Consider the following 20,171-nt stretch of genomic DNA (forward strand, 5'->3'; position numbering starts at 1 on the left):
GAATTTTGAGGATATATTTACGTTTCAAATGAGTTTAAATCAGTGTCAAGAATCGTCGGCGAAAAGCTAAATGAGTTGGAAGCGCTGGCATGCTGGATGTCAGCCGTACAGAATTATAAGCAAAAAAACTTAATAGATTAGCAGGGTGATGAATAATTGGGCTGGAAGAATATATTTAGTTTTACTAAAAGTCAGGCGAAGAAAGTGAACGCAGAAGAATTAGCTATTCAGTCAGGATTTACAGAAGAAGTGATAATCGTTATAAAAAGGATTGCAAAAACAGATTTAAGGTCTTTTTATAGTAAAGATTTATATTCAGAAGGTGCTGCCAAAGCAATTGGATTATTCTTTAATACTAAAGAGGAAACTGCGGAAGGTCAGCTTTATAAACTGCAAACAGAATTAAAGCCATTGGGCGCCTTAGCATTTATAACTGAAAGGGAAAACAAAAAAGCCAGTGTTGCGATTGTAATGGGGAATGACCAGTTTGACATCCTTAAAATCCAGCAGACGAATGGAGAAAACTACGACATTAGTAATAATGATGTAGTAGTTAAATTGAAGGAGTGGCATAAGCGATATTGTTTTACCATTATTGGGGCGGATTATGATTGGGTCGAAGTCGATTTTTCCGAGTTTCCTACGAGTAATGACTTGCGGCCTTTCGCAAAAGAATTGTATGAATTTTGCCCAGACATCGTCGATCAGGGAACTGGGAGTATAGATGGTTTTATTGAAGAGCTGAAAGAATATAGAAGATTGGTTTTGTGGTGGGATTAGCGGTGTGAGAAAAATAACAATAAAAGGTCATAAGCGCTGGTTATTCATTTCTATTGCTTTGGGATGGATAGGAGTTTCAATTACACCCTTCTTTGATTCCGTTCCTGTTACTGCAGAATATGATTTAACCAAGCACAAGCTGGGTTATCCCTTGCCGATAATTGAACAGCATACATCGTTAACGCCTTTAGATGATGCGATTCCGTTTCATTTGGGCCTGGTTAATCCACAAGAGCATCCAACTTCCCTGCTAATAGGAAACTATTCATTGCAGGTCATTTTAGCAAGTATCATCTTTTATATTTTAATTATGATTTTTGCATATTTAATTAGAAATTATAGAAATTGAAAATGGGTAAAAGGGTGGCGGGTAATTTGAGTGCTAATTTTCTAGCAGAAAAATTTAGGGATTTCGCATTGAATGAGTGTAGAAATTCAAGTCCTTTATATGAATTCCTGGCAATGAAAATAGCTGAGGATAGGGAAATTCTTGACCTAGCTTCAAAAGCAAGGGATGGTCAGCCTATTCCGAATCTGCTTTTTGGGGCAGTTCACTATCTATTGTTAAAAGGTAATGAGCATGAATTAAGAGATTTCTATTCAAGTCTAGTAAAAAACCCCCGAGAGTTAGACGAGTCCTTTGAGTATTTCAGGGATTTCTGCATACAAAACTCCGTAGATTTGAACGAAATACTAAAAAGCAAGATTGTGCAAACAAATGAAGTCAGAAGGTGCTCCTATCTTTATCCAGCTTTTAGCTATATATACAGAAACACTCAAAGACCTCTGGCTTTAATTGAAATAGGCACAAGTGCCGGGCTTCAGCTCTTAGTTGAGAAATACAGATACTCGTATGGTACTGAGCAGAATTATGGCTCTGAAGATTCAAGTGTACATATTTCAGCTGAAATAAGGGGTGAACATTATCCTTTAGATCAGTTAGGCAAATTCAAGGTGGCTTCTAGAATAGGAGTGGATCTTCATATAAATGATGTATCAGATGATGAAGATTTTTTATGGCTTAAAGCCCTGATCTGGCCTGAACATCAGGAAAGACGCGAGCTTTTCGAAACGGCAGCAAGCTACGTAAGGAATAACCCTGTGAAATTGATCGAGGGTGATGGAGTCGAAGTACTCAACAGCCTTTCAAACGATATTCCGGATGATCAGATTATTTGTGTGTTCCATACTCATGTTGCCAATCAAATGCCTTTGAAAACGAAGGAAAGACTCCTTCAGAACATAAGAAATATCGGAGAGAAGCGGGACATTTTCCACCTTTATAACAATATTCAGGACAGGGATCTGCACCTTGATTCCTACCAGAATGGAAAAGAAAGCTTAAATAAAATAGCAGAAACTGAAGGACATGGCAGATGGTTTAAATGGCTGATGAGGGAATAGTTCAGTAAATTTTAACCAATGGAGGGTTTATCATGATGTTAAACGCGAGTATGATTTTCTGGACACTGGTTAGTGTGGCAGGTATTTTATTTGTTATCGGTATAAGAAACAAATCGTGGAAAGCATTTATGTGTAGTGGAATCACCATTTTTCTGCCTGCCATCTATTTCTTTGGGGCAGAGAATTGGTTCTTGCTGCTCGGATTCGTGCCCTTGATTCCGCTTGGGATTGCTTTTATCATAGCAAAATATCGTATAACAGATTGAGGTGGTTTTGTGCTGGAGACAGAACGATGCGTGCTTTTTGATTTAAAGCGTGCTGATTTTAATGATATTAAAAAACTGTATTTTAACCATGATGTCAGAAAATATTTAGGCGGCATTGTTGATGAAGCATATTTGCTGAAAGCTGCAGAAGTTATGCTTGAAAATGAGGGAGAATCTCATTTCTGGGTAGTAAGAGAGAGAATTTCTGATTCATTCATGGGCTTAGTTTCTCTCACTCCTCATCATGATGGCGAGTATAACGAGGTGTCCTACCAGTTTATGCCGGAATGGTGGGGGAAGGGTTACGGGAGAGAGGCCGTACGAGTGGTCATCAAATACGGTTTCATGGAATTGAATCTTCCAAAAATAATCGCAGAAACACAAACAGCCAATGAGGCTTCCTGCAGACTTCTAGAATGGGCAGGCATGGAAAGGGAAAAAACGCTATTACGGTTCGGAGCAGAACAGGCTGTTTATTCAATCCAGAGATGATAATCGGGGGGAAGATTGTGAAAGTAAGATTAGCACAAGAAAAAGATATAGATCAGCTTATTAAAATGAGATGGGATTTTACCCTTGAGGATTATCCTGAAATGGGAGAGAGAACCGAATACAGCACTTTTCAAGAAGAGTGCGAAGATTTTCTGAAAGAAACGATTGGCAGTGGCGATTGGTTTATTTGGATTGCAGAAAACGACGGTAGAATCGTTTCTCACATTTATATTGAATTGATAAGAAAGGTACCGCGTCCAGGTAGAATCACGAATCCTTTTGCATATATGACAAATGTCTATACTGTGCCAGAATACAGAGGCAAAGGTGTTGGCAGCAAGCTTCTATCTAAGGTGAACGAATGGGCAGCGGATATGAAATATGAATTCATTATCGTATGGCCGAGTGAAACCAGTATAGAATTTTATGGCAGGAACGGATATACACATTGCAAAGAGCCTATGGAGATACATTTTTAGATCATTCTCAGCGATTCTTCTGTATAGGGAATCTTTTTTTGTATAAATGCGAAAAATTCCAAAGTTTTGAATCCTAATGACCCTACAATCGTATAAATAATTAACCTGATCATTAGGAGAGTGTAACATGGCTCGACTTACCTTCAATTCAGAAAGTACTTCTAAAATACTTTTCGTTTCAGCAATAATTATGTTGATCAGCAGTCTATTCATGCCTTTTGTATTGGTCTTCATTATTCAAGATTATTTATATTTGTCCAGCGAGAAATGGTTTTATGATACTCCAGCGACTGCCTATGTCCTTTTTATTATTGGCATGCTATGGATACCCATAATGATGCTGATTCATCTATTTATTCAGTGGAAATTTGAACTTCGATGCTATAAGTGGATAACCATTCTGCTTATGACATTAAGTATTCCCTTTTTTATGTTCGGAATATCTAATTACTATTACCTAGATGATAAGGGAATCCATTTTAACGATGTAAAAACATTCAACACAATCACATCATATGAATGGGCTGATTTTAAAAATGCAAAGGAAGTATATACGAAGAGTAATAATGTCACCGTAATGGATCACTATGAATTTGAAACAAAAAAAGGTGAAATAATTGACCTTCCTTCAAACCATAAGGTAAGTAGCTATAAACTCAGGATATTGGAAAAACTGGAGGAACACGGTATAGAGATAACGAATAATCTTGCTGATTTATATGAATGATGGGCTTGAACAGATGATAGGACTTGTTTGGAGGTAACGATGTTAAAAAGAAAATATGGTGATCGTGCCGAATGGACCCGTGTAACAGACAGAAGGTTTACTCAAGCATATCTTGATGAAGTTGAGTTTAAAGGATATGTAACCTATCTGAAGGTATTAGAGGTTACCGAGCCTCTATTTGTCCAATATGGAGAGAAGAAAGTATGCATTGTAGATAATGGTTTTACCTGGCTGCAGCATTTCCCGCAAGATGAGCAATTTTCTGTTACAACTATGTTCGATTCAAATGGAGAAATCGTTCAATGGTATATCGATATTTGTCATCAAATTGGAATTGAAAATGGAAGGCCATGGTTGGATGATCTGTTTTTAGACATTGTCGTGTTACCAACTGGGGAGATTTTTCTAATAGATGAAGATGAATTAGAAGAGGCGTTAGTTAAGAGAATGATTGATCTACCTTTATATGAACTAGCTCGTTCGAAGTCAGAAGCTATTACGAGATTGATTGAGGTAAAAGAATTTCCTTTACTAGAATTAACAAAGATCCATAAAGTGCATTTGCAAGGATGGGTAGAAAAACAGAATGTATAGTCGTTTTACAGTGGCCTACATAGGAGGATCATATGTTTTTTAAAGTTTATACATACCACGTAAAGCCTGAAAGAGAACAGGATTTTTTTGAAATACAAGCACAAGCTGAAAATGTATATTCAAGATTTGTAGAAAAACAATCTCTTTTTTTAAGAAGTAAAGATGACAATGCAAAGTGGATGGAAATCCAGATCTATAAGGATGAAAACAGTTTTAATGAGAGCATCAAAATCATTGATCAACAAAAAGAAATCATTGATCTATACACCAGGTTTATGAAGTTGATTATTTCAAAGGAAGAATTAATCGAAGAAAATTATGAGCAAATATTAATTACGTAAGTAAGGAGTGATATTTTGAAAAAAACTGCCGTATTATTATATCCGCAGTTCAGCGAATATGAACTGAGTGTCGCGTTATCCGTTCTGATGCAAGGTGAAAAGCCTGTCATAACAGTTAGCTTAGATAAGTCGCCAATCAAAGGTGAGTCGGGTTTGTCTTGTATACCAGATAAGTCTTTTGAAGACTTGAATACGGATGAGATTGATAGTCTTTTATTGCCTGGTTGCATGGATATTAATTCACTGCAAAATAAAGAAAAATATAGCGAGTTTATCAATCAAGCTTCAAAGAGAGAATGGGTGATTGCGAGTATTTCGAGCTCTCCTATGCTTTTAGCAGAAGCGGGTGTACTCGTAGGACGAAAGTATACTGTTGGCCTCATTAAAGAGTTCATGGAGGAGTCAGGAGTATTCGAAATGGAAAATTACTCAGATGAGCTAGTCGTTCAGGACGGAAACATTATTACTGCACGCGGAAGGGGCTTCATCCGATTTGGCTGTTGTTTGGGTAGTGCCTTAGGTCTGGAATTTGATGAGAGATGGTACAGGGAATAAGCGGCAAAAAAGAAATTTAATCATTTTTACTATATTTAGATCTGAATCGAAACTGCTAGAGGACAAGCAATTCGATGGAAGGTCAATCAGCAGCACGATAATATTTACGATGAATGGTTTCGCGATAAACCCAAGACCAATACCAATAAGATAAGTGAAATCCGGATCGAGTGATCTCTTGTTACGGTCTTTAAAAGAGCAACAAGGGCGATTCCAATCAGCGGATTTTCCTCTATCTGCAAAATAACCATTATATCTAACAAAGCCAGGACCATGTCAGCTGCAAGTTCCTTTAAGGAATTATCCATTCGTCAATCTCCTCCATTCCAGGCTAGCCTATCTTATGCTGTCCTGTGGATGCATGTGTGTGAACAAAGGAGATTTCGTACCAAATTCCTGAAAAAATTGCAAAAGTATTGATAAAAAAATAAGAGGTGTGATCTAAATGGAAAAGATAAAGGAATTGACCAATCAGGAACAGTTACTTGAAGCATACCCAGTTATGAAACAGTTGAGGACTGATATGACAGAGGAAATGTATGTTGAGCTGCTTACTCAAATGAAAAAGGAAGGGTATCAATTGTTCGCCTTGTATGATGAAGAAAAAATAGTCTCTTTGGCTGGACTTAGCTGGAGGACAAATTTTTACAATAAAAAGCATATTTATATTTATGACCTTATTACAGATGCTTCTGGTCGTTCCAGAGGTTATGGTGAAAGGCTGCTAAAATTTATCCATGACTGGGGAAAAGAAAATGGAGCTGAATTTGTCGCTTTGGAGTCGGGCATTCAGCGAAAGGATGCTCACCGGTTTTATGAAGAGAAATTAAACTATGATAAGTGGTGCTATTCATTTAGGAAGACATTGTAGGAAGGGTTTTACGGATTAAAGGATAAAAAAGTGCCTTAAAGGCACTTTTTCAACCCACTTTCTATGATACAGCGTTAAATGTACTGATTTTGTTTTTCGATTACATATTATTTCTCTTAAACTAGTTCTTGTTTATGGGATTTTCTTCTGTAAACTGCATAAACCACTGTCTTTCATTGTCTCCGAAAATTCATAAGAAATAATCTACATTCATTTTAGCTGTAAAATCCTTATGTTGAATCGAGGAATTGAAAAAAGATGAATTTTGTTTCATCTTTTGAGCGAAATGTTTATTTTTCTGTTATGATAAAAGCTGGCTTTTTTGTGCCAAGAATGAAAATGCGTATTTTTTGAGGAGAAGAATGCATGACGAATACACTTCCATTTACCATTACCAAGGATGATACCTTTTTTGATTTATTAGGTGATTATATTGGTGATGTTTTTTATGATATTTTGCCTGAAAAAGGCTATGAACTGCGTGATGAACAAATTTACATGGCGTTTCAGGTAGAACAGGCTTTTAAAAATAAGGGAATTATTTTTGCTGAAGCGGGAGTGGGGACTGGCAAAACATTCGTGTATTTAATATATGCCATCCTTTATGCCCGTTATATGAGAAAGCCGGCGATCATTTCATGTTCTGATGAAACACTTATTGAACAGCTTGTTAAAGAAGGCGGAGATATTGAAAAGCTTGAGAAAGCACTTGGGCTGAATGTCGATGTCCGTTTGGCAAAAGCCAGAGAAAATTACGTCTGTGTTAAGAAGCTGGACAATCTTTCTAATTCAACGAATGAAAAAGAGATTCTTGATGTCCATGATCAATTGCCAGACTTCATTTTTGATGAAGGAATATCCATGAATTCCTTCAGCCGATACGGTGATCGTAAGGAATATCCATGGGTTTCGAATGAAAGATGGTCAATGATGGCTTGGGATCCACTGCAACAGTGTTCGACTTGTGAATGGCGCCATCGTTGCGGCCAAACATTGAATCGCGATTACTACCGCCATGCTGGCGATTTAATCATTTGTTCCCATGACTTTTATATGGAACATGTCTGGACAAAGGAGTCTCGTAAAAGAGAAGGACAAATGCCGCTTCTGCCTGAAGCGAGCACGGTTGTTTTTGATGAGGGTCACCTGCTTGAGTTTGCAGCCCAAAAAGGACTTACTTATCGGTTTAACTCCCAAACGCTGACGACCGTCCTTACAGGATATATGCATCAGGATGTTAGGGAAGAGTCGCTTTATTTAATCGAAGATATATTAGAGCTTCACGATGCATGGTTCGATCTCCTTGTTGACAACTCAGTGGCCGTTGAAGGATCTAATCGAAAAGAGGTTCCGCTTCTCGCCAGTATCAGGAAAACTGCTGAAACCCTTGAGAAAAAGGTAAGTGATTTGATGGATCAGCTCGTTTTTGATGCTGAATTATTCGTCATTGATGATTACCATTTGAAAATCATGGAAGAGTATTTGGAGTTCTTTGCATATGGTTTAGGAATTTTCCTAAAAAATGATGAAGGGATCTTCTGGCTTGAGGAGAATGAGGTTCAAACGTCATTGGTGATTATGCCGCGATTAGTAGAAGAAATTTTGAAGAAGGAAGTCTTTTCGCAAAATATTCCTTTTGTTTTTTCTTCAGCTACATTATCCCAGGCTGGTGACTTTAGTTATATTGCTAAAAGCCTTGGTATAGAACAGTTTTCTTCCTTTACAGTGGCTTCTCCGTTTGATTATGAAGCGCAGATGAAGATGGATGGACATATTCAGACAGATGAAACGAATAAATGGCAGCAGATTGGCGCTGACTTATTAGACCAAAATGGAAAATCTCTTGTGTTATTTTCATCCACTCAGGAAATGGAACGCTTTAGGTCATGGTCTGCTCAACGGCAATGGCCATTTTCCATTCTTTTTGAGGGAGACAGAGAAATAAGTGAAACCGTAAAGGCCTTCCAAAGCGAGTATACAACAGTACTATGTTCTTATAGTCTGTGGGAAGGTTTGGACGTTCCAGGAGAATCATTAATGCAGGTGATTATTTCTTCCTTGCCGTTCCCTCCACATGACCCTGTTTTCCAAGCGAAGCGGAAGCATGCAGCGAACGTATCTGCAGAGATAGATCTACCCTATATGCTGCTGCGTTTAAGGCAGGGAATGGGCCGTTTGATTAGGAGCAGCCAGGATTCGGGAATTATACATCTGTGGCTAAAAGCTGACCAAAAGGAAGCCTATTTAAATGAAATCGTAAAAGTTCTTCCTGTTCAGAATGTAAACTGGCACGAATAAATATCAAAATGAAAAAGAATCCCGGAAGAAGAATATCACCGGGATTCTTTTCAGCTAATTAGGTGTAGTTAAATTAAAACAAGCATCCACATCTTCTGTGGCGGCGGTGATCACGATCGTCACGATCATCACGATCACGATCACGATCATCCTGAATTCCTTCTAAGTCCTCGATAATACAACGGCGCACTGCACGGCAAAGATCATCAAAGTCAATTGTTGCTCTTACTTGGTTACGGTCCCTATCCCTGTTAGGGAAAAAAACATTAGAAACATCGTTGTTATTTCGGTTGCATCCCATTTGTTTCAACTCCTTCCCTTGAAGATACAATATGTTATGTAATCATGGACAAGATGCTAGGGGTTCTGCCTACTTTATCTCAAAATGTGCTACTCTCACAGGGAGAGATCTTTTATTTGAAGAAAAAAGTATGCCTGAAGAGGCCTTGAGACATAAAATCGTTGTAGCGGACAATAGTAATAAATACATGCACCATAAATACTGGAATTAGAATGAAGGAGTTGATAAACATGAGTAAAGCGAAGAGTAAAGGCGGAACAGGACGAGGTACAGGTAAAAAGGGATGGAACAGATGGCAATCAAGCGCGAATAAAGCCAAAAGTGCTAAGCCTTATAAAAGTAAAGGTGTAAAACACCAGGATAAAACAGAAGAATAATGAAGAGGCTAACCTGCAATTGACAGGATTAAGGGAGAATCAGAAGGTTCTATTATCAGCAAAACATCTATTTTAATAGATTCATATGCATGAAAAAAGCAAGCGGAAAGCCGCTTGCTTTTTTTAATGCATATGACGGTATACTCCGATCACTTTGCCCAGGATTGAAACGTTGCGGAGGATAATTGGATCCATGGATGAATTTTCTGGCTGAAGCCTGAAATAATCCTTTTCCTTGAAGAAACGCTTAACTGTTGCTTCGTCTTCTTCTGTCATCGCAACAACGATATCCCCATTGTTGGCTGTTTTTTGCTGCTTAACTATGACATAATCGCCATCAAGGATACCGGCTTCGATCATACTGTCTCCCATGATTTCAAGCATGAACACTTGTTCATCATGAGGTACTAGACGATCAGGAAGAGGGAAATACTCTTCAACATTTTCGATTGCCGTAATCGGCATACCCGCAGTTACTTTACCAACGACCGGTACGTTGACAACATTATATTTAGGGATACGGCTATCATCTTCTATTTCAAGGATTTCGATTGCGCGCGGCTTTGTAGGATCGCGCCTGATCAAGCCCTTGCTTTCAAGTCTAGCTAAATGTCCATGGACAGTGGAGCTGGAGGCAAGGCCCACCGCTTCGCCAATTTCGCGTACGGATGGTGGATATCCTTTTTTCTTGACTTCACCTTTAATGAACTCAAATATGTCTTGTTGCCGTTTCGATAACTTCGTCATATTCACGCACCTCGTATATTTTCTTGTCCTTATTATACCATGTCCTCTATTTAGATACAAACATAAGTTCGAATAATTAGTTGACACGAAACAAACGTTCGTTTTATAATAAAATCAAATAAACGAACATACATTCGCTAAGAGGTGCTGAACATGAAAAAACTTTGGGAAAACTATTCATATGCCATCATCCTGCTTGCTGTCAGCTTGATTTTTTCGCTTGTGGCGAAAGCTCATTTAAATAATACCGACGATGCATACATAACTGTTACTATAGAAGAAGGGCAATCGTTATGGGAGATTGCCGAAACATATGCAGATGAACATAATCTTTCAGAAAACGAGTTCGTTAGCTGGGTTCAGAAAAAAAATGGAATTGCAGGCGAAGTAATCTATCCTGGCGATGAACTTGTGATCCCTGTAATGGCTGAACAATTAGAGCCTACACAGATTGCAGGAGCAGAAAGATAAACTAAGCAAAGCGAAATAAGGTGACATCATGAAAGCAATTATTTATTGCCGCGTAAGTACGACTAAAGAAACACAGGAAACCTCATTGACGAGGCAGGAGGAGGAACTGATCCGCCTTGCTGACAGCTGCGGCTTCGAGGTAGAAAGAATCATTAAGGAACAGGCAAGCGGATATGATCTTGAAAGAGAAGGTATATTGGAACTTCTCGAACTTATAAAAGATAAATCAATCGGAGCACTTTTGATCCAGGATGAAACCCGTCTTGGCAGAGGAAATGCTAAGGTCGCCATTCTACACTGCATTTTAAAAGAAGAAATTAAGCTTTACAGTATTTCGCACAATGGTGAGCTTCAGCTTTCAGAATCAGATTCGATGGTGCTTCAAATTGTGAGCATGGTCGAAGAATATCAAAGAAAAATCCACAATATAAAAATTAAAAGAGGGATGCAGCGGGCTATTGAGCACGGATATAAGCCCCAGCGGAACTTAAAAAATCAAGGTGATCATTCTGGGAGAGAACGGAAAGATATGCCAATCGAAGAGATTGTCAAGCTCAGGAATAATGGTCTTACCTTTGCCGAGATTGCAGCAACATTAAGAGGCTTTGGATTCAATGTTTCAAAAGCAACTGTTAATCGCAGATACCTTGAATACATAGAGTCAATCGAGGAGGAATCTCCTTCCTTGTAAAAATCACTTGTTTCTAGTAACATGACTGTTAACGTAACTTTTTTACAAAGGAGCTTTACCAATGCTATCTAGTGATAAAATTGCCAGAATTAATGAATTGGCACGAAAAGCAAAAGCATCAAAGTTAACTGAGGAAGAGGCAAAGGAACAAACGAAGCTTCGTGCAGAATATCTGCAATCTTTCCGTTCTTCCATGCTTAATACATTAAAGGGTGTAACTATTGTTGACCCAGCTGGGAATGATGTTACTCCTGGTAAGTTAAAAGAATTTCAAAACAAAAATAAGCTTCATTAATAGAGGTCATCCAAAGGGATACATATTTTTGTATCCTTTTTCTTTTTTAAAGGTAGTAAGAACAGTATGTTAAACAGTGTAACTCCGTGGGTTTTGTTACATACTTTATGGCATTTGTGTCAAAATAAATAACTATACGGCCTTTTCTGTCTCCTTCAGGCACAATTTGTTGTATAATAATTATTCTCGCTATAATATTAAGATTGTAGTCAGTACTTATAGAAAGGATGTATTTAATGTTTAATAAAATTGATATGCTTTCAATTGATTCAATTCGTACTTTATCGATTGACGCAATTGAAAAGGCAAATTCCGGACACCCTGGCATGCCAATGGGAGCAGCTCCGATGGCATACACACTTTGGACACGATACATGAACATCAACCCTAAAAATCCTGAATGGTTTAACCGTGACCGTTTTGTATTATCTGCAGGACACGGATCAATGCTGTTATACAGCTTGTTGCACCTTGCAGGTTATGACCTTTCAATGGATGACGTTAAGCAATTCCGCCAGTGGGGCAGTAAAACACCTGGACACCCTGAATTTGGCCACACAGCAGGAGTCGATGCAACTACAGGTCCACTAGGGCAAGGGGTTGCTATGGCAGTAGGTATGGCAATGGCTGAACGCCACCTTGCAGCTGTTTACAATAAGGACAACTACAACATCGTTGACCACTATACATATAGCATTTGCGGCGATGGGGACTTAATGGAAGGTGTATCAGCAGAAGCAGCATCTCTTGCAGCTCACCTTAAATTAGCCAGATTGGTCGTTATGTATGATTCGAACGACATTTCATTGGACGGAGATTTAAATAAGTCATTCTCTGAAAGTGTTGCTGACCGTTTTAAGGCATATGGATGGCAGTATATTCGTGTAGAAGATGGCAACAACCTTGAAGAAATCGCTAAAGCACTGGAAGAAGCAAAGACAGATGAGAATCGTCCTACATTAATTGAAGTTAAAACAGTAATCGGTTATGGTTCACCTAACCTATCTGGTAAATCTGATGTTCACGGTGCACCTCTTGGCGCTGACGAACTTAAGCTTACTAAAGAAGCATACAAATGGACTTTCGAAGAAGACTTCCATGTCCCTAGCGAAGTGTATGACCACTTTAAACAGCAAATTGCTGATAAGGGTGAACAAACTGAGCAGGAATGGAATGAACTTTTCGCTAAATACAAGAGTGAATACCCTGAACTTGGTGCACAGCTGGAAAAAGCAATGAATGCTGAGCTTGTAGAAGGTTGGGATAAGGACATTCCGGTGTATGAAGATGGAAAGAGTCTTGCAAGTCGCGCATCTTCAGGCGAAGCTCTTAACGGCATCGCAAAAAACCTTCCTTATCTAGTTGGTGGATCTGCTGACCTTGCTGGATCTAACAAGACGATGATCAAAGGAACAGGCGATTTCTTCCCAGGTTCATTCGAAGGCCGCAACATCTGGTTCGGAGTGCGTGAATTCGCGATGGGAGCAGCAATGAACGGAATGGCTCTTCATGGCGGATTAAAAGTATTCGGCGGAACATTCTTCGTATTCTCCGATTACCTCAAGCCTGCAATCAGACTTGCTGCATTAATGGGATTGCCTGTGACATATGTATTCACACATGACAGCATTGCAGTAGGAGAAGACGGACCAACACATGAACCAGTTGAACAACTTGCTGGTCTTCGCGCAATGCCAAACCTGTCAGTGATCCGTCCTGCTGATGGAAATGAAACTGCAGCGGCTTGGAAATTAGCTGTTGAATCAACAAAATCGCCAACTGTGCTTGTGTTGACTCGCCAAAACCTACCTACCATTAAAGATACTGCTAAGAATGCTTATGAAGGCGTATCAAAAGGTGCATACGTGATTTCACCTGCAGGAAAAGAAACAGCAGATGCAATGCTTCTTGCAGCTGGTTCAGAAGTAGGCCTTGCTGTTCAGGCTCAAGAAGCACTTGCTTCTGAAGGCATTAATGTGTCAGTTGTCAGCATGCCTTCTTGGGATCGTTTCGAGCAGCAGTCTAAGGAATACAAAGAAAGTGTCATTCCTAAATCAGTGAAGAAACGCCTTGGAATCGAAATGGGATCTTCACTTGGCTGGCACCGCTATGTTGGCGACGAAGGTGAAGTATTAGCCATCGATACATTTGGAGCATCAGCACCAGGTGAAAAAATCATGGAAGAGTATGGCTTCTCTGTGAACAATGTAGTAGCTCGTGTGAAAGCATTATTAGAACAACACTAAAAATGATATGAAAATAAAAAAAGAGTATGAAACCGAACAGGTTTTATACTCTTTTTTTCTTTAACTGATTCATATTAAAAGGTAATTTATGATTCAGGATTTTTATGATTTTTTTGGGGTTTTGCAGCTAATGCACGAAAGAGTTTAAAAAATTGAATAAGGATATTAGGTTATTTACTAAAAACTTAATGTCCAGCATCTTGTTCCAAATTAAAAAGCTTAATTGATAGAAGTTTTTTGATATTTTTATTTTTAAAGGGCAATATAATTTATTGTTGTATTAGGAAATATATAGTAAAATAAAAACGAACATAAGTTCTATTAAAAACGAAGAGGTGCTGTCATGGTTACAGGAATTGTCCCTTATTTAGTTACGAATGGCAACGGTCAAGAAGCAGTGAAATTCTATCAGCATTCATTAGGAGCAGAATTGCTGAGTCTTTCCACTTTTGGAGATATGCCAGAAGATCCTAATCATCCCACTACTCCAGAAATGAAAAATCTTGTAATGAATGCTCAAATGAAAATCGGGGACGCACTTCTGATGCTTTCTGATAACATGCCAGGCCAGCCTTATCAGCTAGGATCCCACGTGACAGTTGCCCTTATGGTCAGCAGCACAGAGAAGGCTAAAGAAATATTTGAAAAGCTGCAGGAGGGAGGAGAGGTAACAATGCCTCTTCAAGAAACATTTTGGAGTCCCGCCTATGGCCAGCTGACAGATAAATTCGGTGTAGCCTGGCAGGTATCGACTGATCCAGAAAAATAAAATAGAAAGCCAGGCTGCAGGAGCAGTCTGGCTTTTAAGAGTTCATTAGAGTGAATCATTGATGACCTTTTTAGAATAAATCACTGAAAGTACACCGAAAATCGAGTAAAGTGCTGTGTAAAGTACCATGACAATCAGCATTGGCCACCATAATTCTGTGCCAAAAAAGAACCACCCAGATTTCACTGCAAAATAACTATGCATCAGGCCAATCACTAAAGGGATGCCAAAATTAAAGGTTTGTTTCGCCTGGATGCCTTTAAGCAAATCTCCCTTTGTAAATCCAAGTTTTCGTAATATCGTATAGTTGGGCTTTTCATCCTCGCTTTGATCCATTTGTTTAAAATATAGGATGCAGCCCGACGTGACCAAAAAGGTCAACCCAAGGAAGCCTACTATGAACATGATTAGGCCCATTTGGCTTTTTTGTTGATTTGTTAAATCAAGTCTGGATTCATTTCCATCCACTTCACCTAACTTCAGATCATTAAACAATCCATTCGCTTTTTCAAGATTCTTTTCATCCTTAATATCAATACCTATATAAATAGATGATTCATATTGTATGGAAGGATTGAAATCTTCCTTTAAGGTATTAAATACTTTTTGATGAACGACTGCTACTGGAGAACTGCCAAAATATCTTGAAACAGGATATTCCTTTTTCATGCCAATATAATTCAATGGGATGACAGTTTTTTTTCCTTTTATCTCAATAGGGCCTGAATCCTTCATCGATATGAACTTCATCATTATATCACTGTAGCCTGTTAAATAAGCCTCATCTTTTGCTACATCATAATTAACAGACTTTTCGCTGATAACCGAAACACTCATTGATTCGGGGTCCTGGGTATAGTCCTCCATTTTTAATCCGATGATTTCCTCAGCGTTCATTAATGCTTGAATAACTTCAATTCTATTTTCACTAAAAGCGATATCATCCAACACTAAAACTGCTTTAAAATCCTCAGCAGATTTTGTGTTTGTAAACGCGAAATTAGCAGGAACATTATTGATCGCCATCTTTTCAGCTGAATAATAGGAGATGTAGCTTAATGATAATAAACCGATTGCCAGCGCTGATACGGTCGTGATAACAGTTAATAAAACAGCGTTTGATTTCATCCGGAACATAATTGAGGACAGCGATAATACTTCATTTATATTTAAATAACCATTCTTCTTTTTTCTAATCAAATTGGCAATGAAACTGACTGATCCTTTATATAGAAGGTAGGTCCCGATAATTACTGAAGCCAATATGAATACCATAGCCAGGAACAATTCATTCATCGTTGTAAAATCTCCTTCAAATAACAAGGAGGAAACATAATATCCAGAACAGATAAGAGCAACACCTAAGATTCCAATCAATATTTCCCAGACAGATACCTTCTTTATTTTGCCTTCAGCAGATGAAATGACTCTGAACAAAGATAAAATGCTTTGTCTTTTAATGAAAAAATAGTTCACCAGCATGATTATTACATAGATAACTGAAAATACAATCAGTGTTTGAACAAATGCTGTTCCAGAGAAATGAAGAGTTGCGATTCCGTCAACCTGTGTAATCTTAAACAAAATCATAATCATTAGCTTAGAGGCTGAAAAGCCAAGGAAAACTCCAAGGATTAAAGAACTATAGTAAAGGATGAAATTTTCGGCACTAAGAATGCGGAAAATCTTGTTCTTAGTCATTCCTACCAATTGAAATAAGCCGATCTCTTTGCTTCTTCTTTTGATGAAAATATTGTTGGCATACATTAGAAAAATGGAGACAATGGCCACGAGCAAAACGGAAGCTGCCTTTATGGAGGCTGCTCCTTTTATTCCATTCTTTGTTTGATCCAATGCTGGATCATATTGAAGTGTGACAAAAGCGAAATAAAGAGCGATGCTGAATACAAGCGCAAATACATACAAGTAATAATTTTTAATATTCTTTTTGAGATTTCGCAGCATGAGCTGATTAAAGTTCATTTTGGACACCGCCCAGCACACCTTGGGTTTTCATTATATCTTTGAAGAACTCCTGCCTTGATTGGTCACCTTTATTTAATTCTGTGTATATTTGTCCGTCCTTGATAAAGATGACACGGCTGCAGTAACTAGCTGCTACAGGATCGTGAGTGACCATGACGATAGTAGCCTTTAATTTTAAATTTAATTCGCTCAGCTTATTCAGCAGGTCAGAAGCCGACTTGGAATCAAGAGCACCTGTCGGTTCATCAGCGAAAATGATGCTTGGCTCGTGAATGAAGGCTCGCGCGGCCGAGGTCCGCTGTTTTTGACCACCGGATATTTCATTTGGATATTTATTTTTAATATCAGAAATGCCGAGTTCACTTGCTACCAAGTCGAATTTTTGTTCCGCTTCTTTTTTCGGCGTTTTGCTGACAGATAACGGTAATAGGATATTTTCCTTTACTGTCAATGTATCAAGCAGGTTATATTCCTGAAAAATAAATCCTAGATGGTTCTTGCGAAATTGTGCAAGCTGCTTTTCCTTGAGATCAGTAATTTCTTGTCCTTCAATTTTAATGGAACCGTTACTTACTCGATCAATGGAAGAGAGGACATTCAGCAAAGTCGTTTTGCCTGAACCAGAAGCACCCATTATGCTGACAAACTCTCCTTTGTGGATTTTAATATCTAGGCCTTTCAGTACCTCTTGCTTATTAAATTTATTGCCATATGTTTTATGGAGTTTATTTGCTTCCAAAACGATCATATCAGCACATCCTTTCTTTGATAGCTTCATTATAGAATCAATGCTCGATGCGATTCCTTCGATTCACCGAACAATCAGCAAAGGCATGTGACATTTTTGTCACATGCCTGTTATCCTGACAAATTCATTCGTTTTTGGGAAGGTAAGAATAAAAGTCGTGCCATTGCCAAGGACAGACTCAACACTAATTTGGATCATTAGTGCTTTAGCAGCTTTTTTTGCTAGATATAATCCCATCCCGGTAGCAGCGTTATCATGATGGAAGGCAGTTGAAGTGAAGCCTTTATCAAATATGCGATGAAAATCTCTTGGATCAATCCCTCTTCCCGAATCTTCAATTTGCAAGATTGTCTGATCGTTTACTTGAAAGCTTCTAACGATAATATCTGAAGCGTCACTATATTTAACCGCATTTGTCAGCAGCTGTCTTAATATAAAGGCGCACCATTTTGCGTCAGTTAGTACATCTTCAATCTCTAACTCAACTTCAAACCCGACACCCTTTTGTATGCACCATGATTGCAGCGTTTTAATCTCTGAAAAAATCAATCCTTCTAAATCAATTTTTTCAATATATAAGTCATTTTCCATATAAGGAATCCGTTTTTGATGAAGCTGCTGATCGAGTAAGAGATGAATTCTCAGCCATTCATATGTCATATCTTTTTTCAATGATGGATTTTCCATTCGGTCAATCATTAAGCTAAGTGCAGTAAGGGGAGTTTTTACTTCATGAATCCATGACAACAGATCGTCCTTTTCCTGCTCAAGCTTGATCTCACTGGCATCAGCCAATTTCTTCAGTCTTTGTATATGAAGATTGAAGCTCTCAGCAACAATTTCTACAAAAGGGGAAACAGCTTCAGCAATACTTGTAATGTCTAAGTCATCAGCACGTTCCTTTAGTGCATAGTAAAATTTCGTTTCTTTTAAAAAGCGAATAGCTAGAAAAATGGTGAAAATGATAGTTGATAAAAAAATATAATAGAGAATAGGGCGGATGGAAATGGCTGAATCTATGTAGGTGATAAAGACGATGAGGCCTTGCAGGACTAAAAATAAAAAAATCCAGCTTCGTCGCTCTTTCAAATATGTGTTAAACATTTGAGATGTCCTCTTCAATGGCCATATACCCTTGTCCGACTTTGGTGATAATTTTTTTGCCTAAGCCTATCTCTTCCAATTTTTTTCGAAGACGGTTCACATTAACGGTAAGTGTATTATCACTGATGAACCTTTTATCATCCCATAAGCTGTTGATAACCTCATCACGAGTGACAATCTGGTTTTTCTTTTCGATCAGCAACTTTAATATAAAAATCTCATTCTTAGTTATATCAATATAGCCTGTTTGATTTGAGACGGTGTTTTTATCATAATCAATAGTGGCTCCGCACCATGTTTTAAGCTTATTTTGGATGGTACTGTAATTATAGACCCGACGTAGAATTGCCTGGATTTTGGCAATAAGCACATCAAAGTGAAAGGGTTTTTGAACGAAATCATCTGCGCCAAGCTGCATCGACATTACCATGTCAGTAGGGTGATCGCGCGATGAAAGGAAGATAATCGGTACATTTGAATGGGAACGAATCATCCGGCACCAGTGAAAGCCATCAAATTTAGGCAGCTGGATATCAATAATAATCAAATCAGGTTCAATTGTTGCAAATTCCTTTATTACATTGGCGAAATCTGATATGCCATAAACTTCATATGACCATTGCGTCAGCCGGTCCTTAACTTCATTATATAAAGATGTGTCATCTTCGATTAGCATAATCTTAAACATAACCTACACCACACTTTTTTCATTATCTATAAATATTGTAAAGGAAAATATTGCTACATGCCATAACCCCAAAAGTTTATATTGATTAAAGGTTGAGCATATTTGAAAAAAGGTATAGTAATAAATAGAAGATTTAAGAAGGGATTGAAATGTATGATACAGAATTTCACAGGGAAAACAGTCATCATTACCGGTGGTTCCAATGGAATTGGCAAGGGTATTGCAAAATCCTTTGGAAAAGAAGGAGCCAATGTTTGTATTGCCGACCGTGAAATGGAAAAAGGAAAAGAAGTTGTGGGACTGATTGAAAAGGCTGGAGGAAAAGCGGCATTCTACCAAACAGATGTCAGGGTAGAAGATGAAATAATTAATCTTTTAGACAAAGTGCTTAAGGATTTTGGAACCATTGATATCTTAATCAATAATGCAGGAGTTTCAAGATTTAAGCCTTTATTTGAATTATCAACCGAGGAATGGGAGGATGTCGTTTTTACCAATCTCCGGAGTGTGTTCATAGGGTCACGTGAAGCAGCGAAAAGGATGGCCCAAGGAGGAAGGATCATTAATATGGCATCGACCAGAGCGACTATGTCGGAACCAAATTCAGAAGCATATGCTTCTTCTAAAGGTGGGATTGTCGCATTGACCCATGCACTGGCAGCATCCCTTCAAGAAAAGGGAATAACAGTTAACTGCATTAGTCCGGGCTGGATTCAGACAGAAGATTATCAAGAACTTCGAGAAAAAGATCATCTTCAGCACTGGTCCAACCGGGTAGGAAAGCCAGAGGATATAGCGAAAGCCTGCCTATATCTGGCTGACCCAGCTAACGATTTTATCAATGGCCAGAATTTGATTATTGATGGCGGCATGACAAGGAAAATGATTTATGAAGAATAATCACTTACAAGGGAGCTGCTGGAATGTCGGCAGGTCCCTTG

General features: G+C 38.4%; 26 protein-coding genes. 19 read left to right on the forward strand and 7 right to left on the reverse strand.

Annotated elements, in window-relative coordinates:
- The first annotated feature begins 156 nt into the window (after positions 1 to 156).
- The 10 genes from AABM38_RS09550 to AABM38_RS09595 all read left to right on the forward strand — a co-directional run bounded on the left by AABM38_RS09550 (position 157) and on the right by AABM38_RS09595 (position 5,638).
- Positions 157 to 780 carry a DUF4253 domain-containing protein gene (locus tag AABM38_RS09550; protein ID WP_423410151.1) on the forward strand — a complete coding sequence of 208 codons (624 nt, stop codon included), beginning with the start codon at positions 157 to 159 and terminating at the stop codon, positions 778 to 780.
- A 4-nt stretch (positions 781 to 784) separates the two neighbouring features.
- Positions 785 to 1,129 (forward strand): hypothetical protein, encoded by a 345-nt coding sequence (locus tag AABM38_RS09555; RefSeq protein ID WP_423410152.1) that lies wholly within the window; start codon positions 785 to 787, stop codon positions 1,127 to 1,129.
- 26 nt (positions 1,130 to 1,155) lie between these two features.
- Positions 1,156 to 2,184: a DUF2332 domain-containing protein gene (locus AABM38_RS09560; RefSeq protein WP_423410153.1), complete on the forward strand. Its 1,029-nt coding sequence runs from the start codon at positions 1,156 to 1,158 to the stop codon at positions 2,182 to 2,184.
- A gap of 32 nt (positions 2,185 to 2,216) precedes the next feature.
- Complete coding sequence (locus tag AABM38_RS09565) at positions 2,217 to 2,450, forward strand: hypothetical protein (RefSeq protein WP_423410154.1); 234 nt, start codon at positions 2,217 to 2,219, stop codon at positions 2,448 to 2,450.
- 9 nt (positions 2,451 to 2,459) lie between these two features.
- A complete protein-coding gene (locus AABM38_RS09570) occupies positions 2,460 to 2,942 on the forward strand; it encodes a GNAT family N-acetyltransferase (RefSeq protein ID WP_423410155.1) in 483 nt (160 codons plus the stop codon).
- 17 nt (positions 2,943 to 2,959) lie between these two features.
- On the forward strand, positions 2,960 to 3,421 hold the full coding sequence (locus tag AABM38_RS09575; protein WP_423410156.1) for a GNAT family N-acetyltransferase: 462 nt from the start codon (positions 2,960 to 2,962) through the stop codon (positions 3,419 to 3,421).
- 127 nt (positions 3,422 to 3,548) lie between these two features.
- Complete coding sequence (locus AABM38_RS09580) at positions 3,549 to 4,148, forward strand: hypothetical protein (RefSeq protein ID WP_423410157.1); 600 nt, start codon at positions 3,549 to 3,551, stop codon at positions 4,146 to 4,148.
- Positions 4,149 to 4,187: 39 nt separating this feature from the next.
- A complete protein-coding gene (locus AABM38_RS09585) occupies positions 4,188 to 4,742 on the forward strand; it encodes a DUF402 domain-containing protein (RefSeq protein ID WP_423410158.1) in 555 nt (184 codons plus the stop codon).
- Between the two features lie 32 nt (positions 4,743 to 4,774).
- Positions 4,775 to 5,083, forward strand: coding sequence for a hypothetical protein (locus AABM38_RS09590; RefSeq protein ID WP_423410159.1), 309 nt, complete (start codon positions 4,775 to 4,777; stop codon positions 5,081 to 5,083).
- A 15-nt stretch (positions 5,084 to 5,098) separates the two neighbouring features.
- Positions 5,099 to 5,638, forward strand: coding sequence for a DJ-1/PfpI family protein (locus AABM38_RS09595; RefSeq protein ID WP_423410160.1), 540 nt, complete (start codon positions 5,099 to 5,101; stop codon positions 5,636 to 5,638).
- Positions 5,639 to 5,742: 104 nt separating this feature from the next.
- Here the strand turns inward: AABM38_RS09595 and AABM38_RS09600 are convergent, their stop codons facing one another.
- Positions 5,743 to 5,946 (reverse strand): hypothetical protein, encoded by a 204-nt coding sequence (locus AABM38_RS09600; protein ID WP_423410161.1) that lies wholly within the window; start codon positions 5,944 to 5,946, stop codon positions 5,743 to 5,745.
- A 137-nt stretch (positions 5,947 to 6,083) separates the two neighbouring features.
- Here AABM38_RS09600 and AABM38_RS09605 point away from each other — a divergent pair, with 137 nt between their 5' ends.
- Positions 6,084 to 6,509 carry a GNAT family N-acetyltransferase gene (locus AABM38_RS09605; RefSeq protein ID WP_423410162.1) on the forward strand — a complete coding sequence of 142 codons (426 nt, stop codon included), beginning with the start codon at positions 6,084 to 6,086 and terminating at the stop codon, positions 6,507 to 6,509.
- A gap of 366 nt (positions 6,510 to 6,875) precedes the next feature.
- Positions 6,876 to 8,807, forward strand: a complete 1,932-nt coding sequence (locus tag AABM38_RS09610; RefSeq protein ID WP_423410163.1) for an ATP-dependent DNA helicase — start codon at positions 6,876 to 6,878, stop codon at positions 8,805 to 8,807.
- 73 nt (positions 8,808 to 8,880) lie between these two features.
- Here the strand turns inward: AABM38_RS09610 and AABM38_RS09615 are convergent, their stop codons facing one another.
- Positions 8,881 to 9,108 (reverse strand): hypothetical protein, encoded by a 228-nt coding sequence (locus AABM38_RS09615; RefSeq protein WP_423410164.1) that lies wholly within the window; start codon positions 9,106 to 9,108, stop codon positions 8,881 to 8,883.
- Between the two features lie 230 nt (positions 9,109 to 9,338).
- Between AABM38_RS09615 and AABM38_RS09620 the strand changes: the two genes are divergently transcribed.
- Positions 9,339 to 9,485, forward strand: coding sequence for a DUF3934 family protein (locus tag AABM38_RS09620; RefSeq protein WP_207498161.1), 147 nt, complete (start codon positions 9,339 to 9,341; stop codon positions 9,483 to 9,485).
- A gap of 123 nt (positions 9,486 to 9,608) precedes the next feature.
- Here the strand turns inward: AABM38_RS09620 and lexA are convergent, their stop codons facing one another.
- Positions 9,609 to 10,232 (reverse strand): transcriptional repressor LexA, encoded by a 624-nt coding sequence (gene lexA, locus AABM38_RS09625; RefSeq protein WP_335377424.1) that lies wholly within the window; start codon positions 10,230 to 10,232, stop codon positions 9,609 to 9,611.
- Between the two features lie 153 nt (positions 10,233 to 10,385).
- On the opposite strand from lexA, the gene yneA reads away from it, so the two are divergent.
- From yneA to AABM38_RS09650, 5 genes are all read left to right on the forward strand, one after another.
- Positions 10,386 to 10,703, forward strand: a complete 318-nt coding sequence (yneA, locus tag AABM38_RS09630; protein ID WP_335377423.1) for a cell division suppressor protein YneA — start codon at positions 10,386 to 10,388, stop codon at positions 10,701 to 10,703.
- A 28-nt stretch (positions 10,704 to 10,731) separates the two neighbouring features.
- The gene (locus AABM38_RS09635) at positions 10,732 to 11,394 is read left to right on the forward strand and encodes a YneB family resolvase-like protein (RefSeq protein ID WP_423410165.1); all 663 of its coding nucleotides are present in this window, start codon (positions 10,732 to 10,734) and stop codon (positions 11,392 to 11,394) included.
- A gap of 61 nt (positions 11,395 to 11,455) precedes the next feature.
- Positions 11,456 to 11,689 carry a DUF896 domain-containing protein gene (locus tag AABM38_RS09640; protein ID WP_335429890.1) on the forward strand — a complete coding sequence of 78 codons (234 nt, stop codon included), beginning with the start codon at positions 11,456 to 11,458 and terminating at the stop codon, positions 11,687 to 11,689.
- Positions 11,690 to 11,925: 236 nt separating this feature from the next.
- Positions 11,926 to 13,935: a transketolase gene (gene tkt, locus AABM38_RS09645; RefSeq protein WP_423410166.1), complete on the forward strand. Its 2,010-nt coding sequence runs from the start codon at positions 11,926 to 11,928 to the stop codon at positions 13,933 to 13,935.
- Positions 13,936 to 14,278: 343 nt separating this feature from the next.
- Complete coding sequence (locus tag AABM38_RS09650; RefSeq protein ID WP_423410167.1) at positions 14,279 to 14,704, forward strand: VOC family protein; 426 nt, start codon at positions 14,279 to 14,281, stop codon at positions 14,702 to 14,704.
- A 45-nt stretch (positions 14,705 to 14,749) separates the two neighbouring features.
- On the opposite strand, the gene AABM38_RS09655 is transcribed toward AABM38_RS09650, so the two are convergent.
- The 4 genes from AABM38_RS09655 to AABM38_RS09670 all read right to left on the reverse strand — a co-directional run bounded on the left by AABM38_RS09655 (position 14,750) and on the right by AABM38_RS09670 (position 19,230).
- Positions 14,750 to 16,687, reverse strand: a complete 1,938-nt coding sequence (locus AABM38_RS09655) for an FtsX-like permease family protein (protein WP_423410168.1) — start codon at positions 16,685 to 16,687, stop codon at positions 14,750 to 14,752.
- Positions 16,677 to 17,438, reverse strand: coding sequence for an ABC transporter ATP-binding protein (locus AABM38_RS09660; protein ID WP_423410169.1), 762 nt, complete (start codon positions 17,436 to 17,438; stop codon positions 16,677 to 16,679). The genes AABM38_RS09655 and AABM38_RS09660 overlap by 11 nt, the downstream gene beginning before the upstream one ends.
- A gap of 99 nt (positions 17,439 to 17,537) precedes the next feature.
- Entirely contained in the window at positions 17,538 to 18,542 is a 1,005-nt protein-coding gene (locus tag AABM38_RS09665; RefSeq protein WP_423410170.1) for a sensor histidine kinase, read from the reverse strand.
- Positions 18,535 to 19,230, reverse strand: a complete 696-nt coding sequence (locus AABM38_RS09670) for a response regulator (protein WP_423410171.1) — start codon at positions 19,228 to 19,230, stop codon at positions 18,535 to 18,537. Before AABM38_RS09670 ends, AABM38_RS09665 begins: the two co-directional genes overlap by 8 nt.
- A 153-nt stretch (positions 19,231 to 19,383) precedes the next feature.
- Between AABM38_RS09670 and AABM38_RS09675 the strand changes: the two genes are divergently transcribed.
- A complete protein-coding gene (locus tag AABM38_RS09675; protein WP_423410172.1) occupies positions 19,384 to 20,130 on the forward strand; it encodes an SDR family NAD(P)-dependent oxidoreductase in 747 nt (248 codons plus the stop codon).
- Positions 20,131 to 20,171: the final 41 nt, after the last annotated feature.

This window comes from Heyndrickxia sp. MSNUG, assembly GCF_049532715.1.
Taxonomy (GTDB): domain Bacteria; phylum Bacillota; class Bacilli; order Bacillales; family Cytobacillaceae; genus Mesobacillus.

What these genes read in the sequence shown, in the direction of transcription:
- AABM38_RS09675 (WP_423410172.1), top strand. Translation starts at nt 19,384, where the DNA reads ATGATACAGAATTTCACAGGGAAAACAGTCATCATTACCGGTGGTTCC.
- AABM38_RS09590 (WP_423410159.1), top strand. Translation starts at nt 4,775, where the DNA reads ATGTTTTTTAAAGTTTATACATACCACGTAAAGCCTGAAAGAGAACAG.
- AABM38_RS09655 (WP_423410168.1), bottom strand. Translation starts at nt 16,687, where the DNA reads ATGAACTTTAATCAGCTCATGCTGCGAAATCTCAAAAAGAATATTAAA.
- AABM38_RS09580 (WP_423410157.1), top strand. Translation starts at nt 3,549, where the DNA reads ATGGCTCGACTTACCTTCAATTCAGAAAGTACTTCTAAAATACTTTTC.
- AABM38_RS09660 (WP_423410169.1), bottom strand. Translation starts at nt 17,438, where the DNA reads ATGATCGTTTTGGAAGCAAATAAACTCCATAAAACATATGGCAATAAA.
- tkt (WP_423410166.1), top strand. Translation starts at nt 11,926, where the DNA reads ATGTTTAATAAAATTGATATGCTTTCAATTGATTCAATTCGTACTTTA.
- AABM38_RS09665 (WP_423410170.1), bottom strand. Translation starts at nt 18,542, where the DNA reads ATGTTTAACACATATTTGAAAGAGCGACGAAGCTGGATTTTTTTATTT.
- AABM38_RS09605 (WP_423410162.1), top strand. Translation starts at nt 6,084, where the DNA reads ATGGAAAAGATAAAGGAATTGACCAATCAGGAACAGTTACTTGAAGCA.
- AABM38_RS09670 (WP_423410171.1), bottom strand. Translation starts at nt 19,230, where the DNA reads ATGTTTAAGATTATGCTAATCGAAGATGACACATCTTTATATAATGAA.
- AABM38_RS09650 (WP_423410167.1), top strand. Translation starts at nt 14,279, where the DNA reads ATGGTTACAGGAATTGTCCCTTATTTAGTTACGAATGGCAACGGTCAA.
- AABM38_RS09610 (WP_423410163.1), top strand. Translation starts at nt 6,876, where the DNA reads ATGACGAATACACTTCCATTTACCATTACCAAGGATGATACCTTTTTT.
- AABM38_RS09620 (WP_207498161.1), top strand. Translation starts at nt 9,339, where the DNA reads ATGAGTAAAGCGAAGAGTAAAGGCGGAACAGGACGAGGTACAGGTAAA.
- AABM38_RS09585 (WP_423410158.1), top strand. Translation starts at nt 4,188, where the DNA reads ATGTTAAAAAGAAAATATGGTGATCGTGCCGAATGGACCCGTGTAACA.
- AABM38_RS09600 (WP_423410161.1), bottom strand. Translation starts at nt 5,946, where the DNA reads ATGGATAATTCCTTAAAGGAACTTGCAGCTGACATGGTCCTGGCTTTG.
- AABM38_RS09640 (WP_335429890.1), top strand. Translation starts at nt 11,456, where the DNA reads ATGCTATCTAGTGATAAAATTGCCAGAATTAATGAATTGGCACGAAAA.
- lexA (WP_335377424.1), bottom strand. Translation starts at nt 10,232, where the DNA reads ATGACGAAGTTATCGAAACGGCAACAAGACATATTTGAGTTCATTAAA.
- yneA (WP_335377423.1), top strand. Translation starts at nt 10,386, where the DNA reads ATGAAAAAACTTTGGGAAAACTATTCATATGCCATCATCCTGCTTGCT.
- AABM38_RS09565 (WP_423410154.1), top strand. Translation starts at nt 2,217, where the DNA reads ATGATGTTAAACGCGAGTATGATTTTCTGGACACTGGTTAGTGTGGCA.
- AABM38_RS09615 (WP_423410164.1), bottom strand. Translation starts at nt 9,108, where the DNA reads ATGGGATGCAACCGAAATAACAACGATGTTTCTAATGTTTTTTTCCCT.
- AABM38_RS09635 (WP_423410165.1), top strand. Translation starts at nt 10,732, where the DNA reads ATGAAAGCAATTATTTATTGCCGCGTAAGTACGACTAAAGAAACACAG.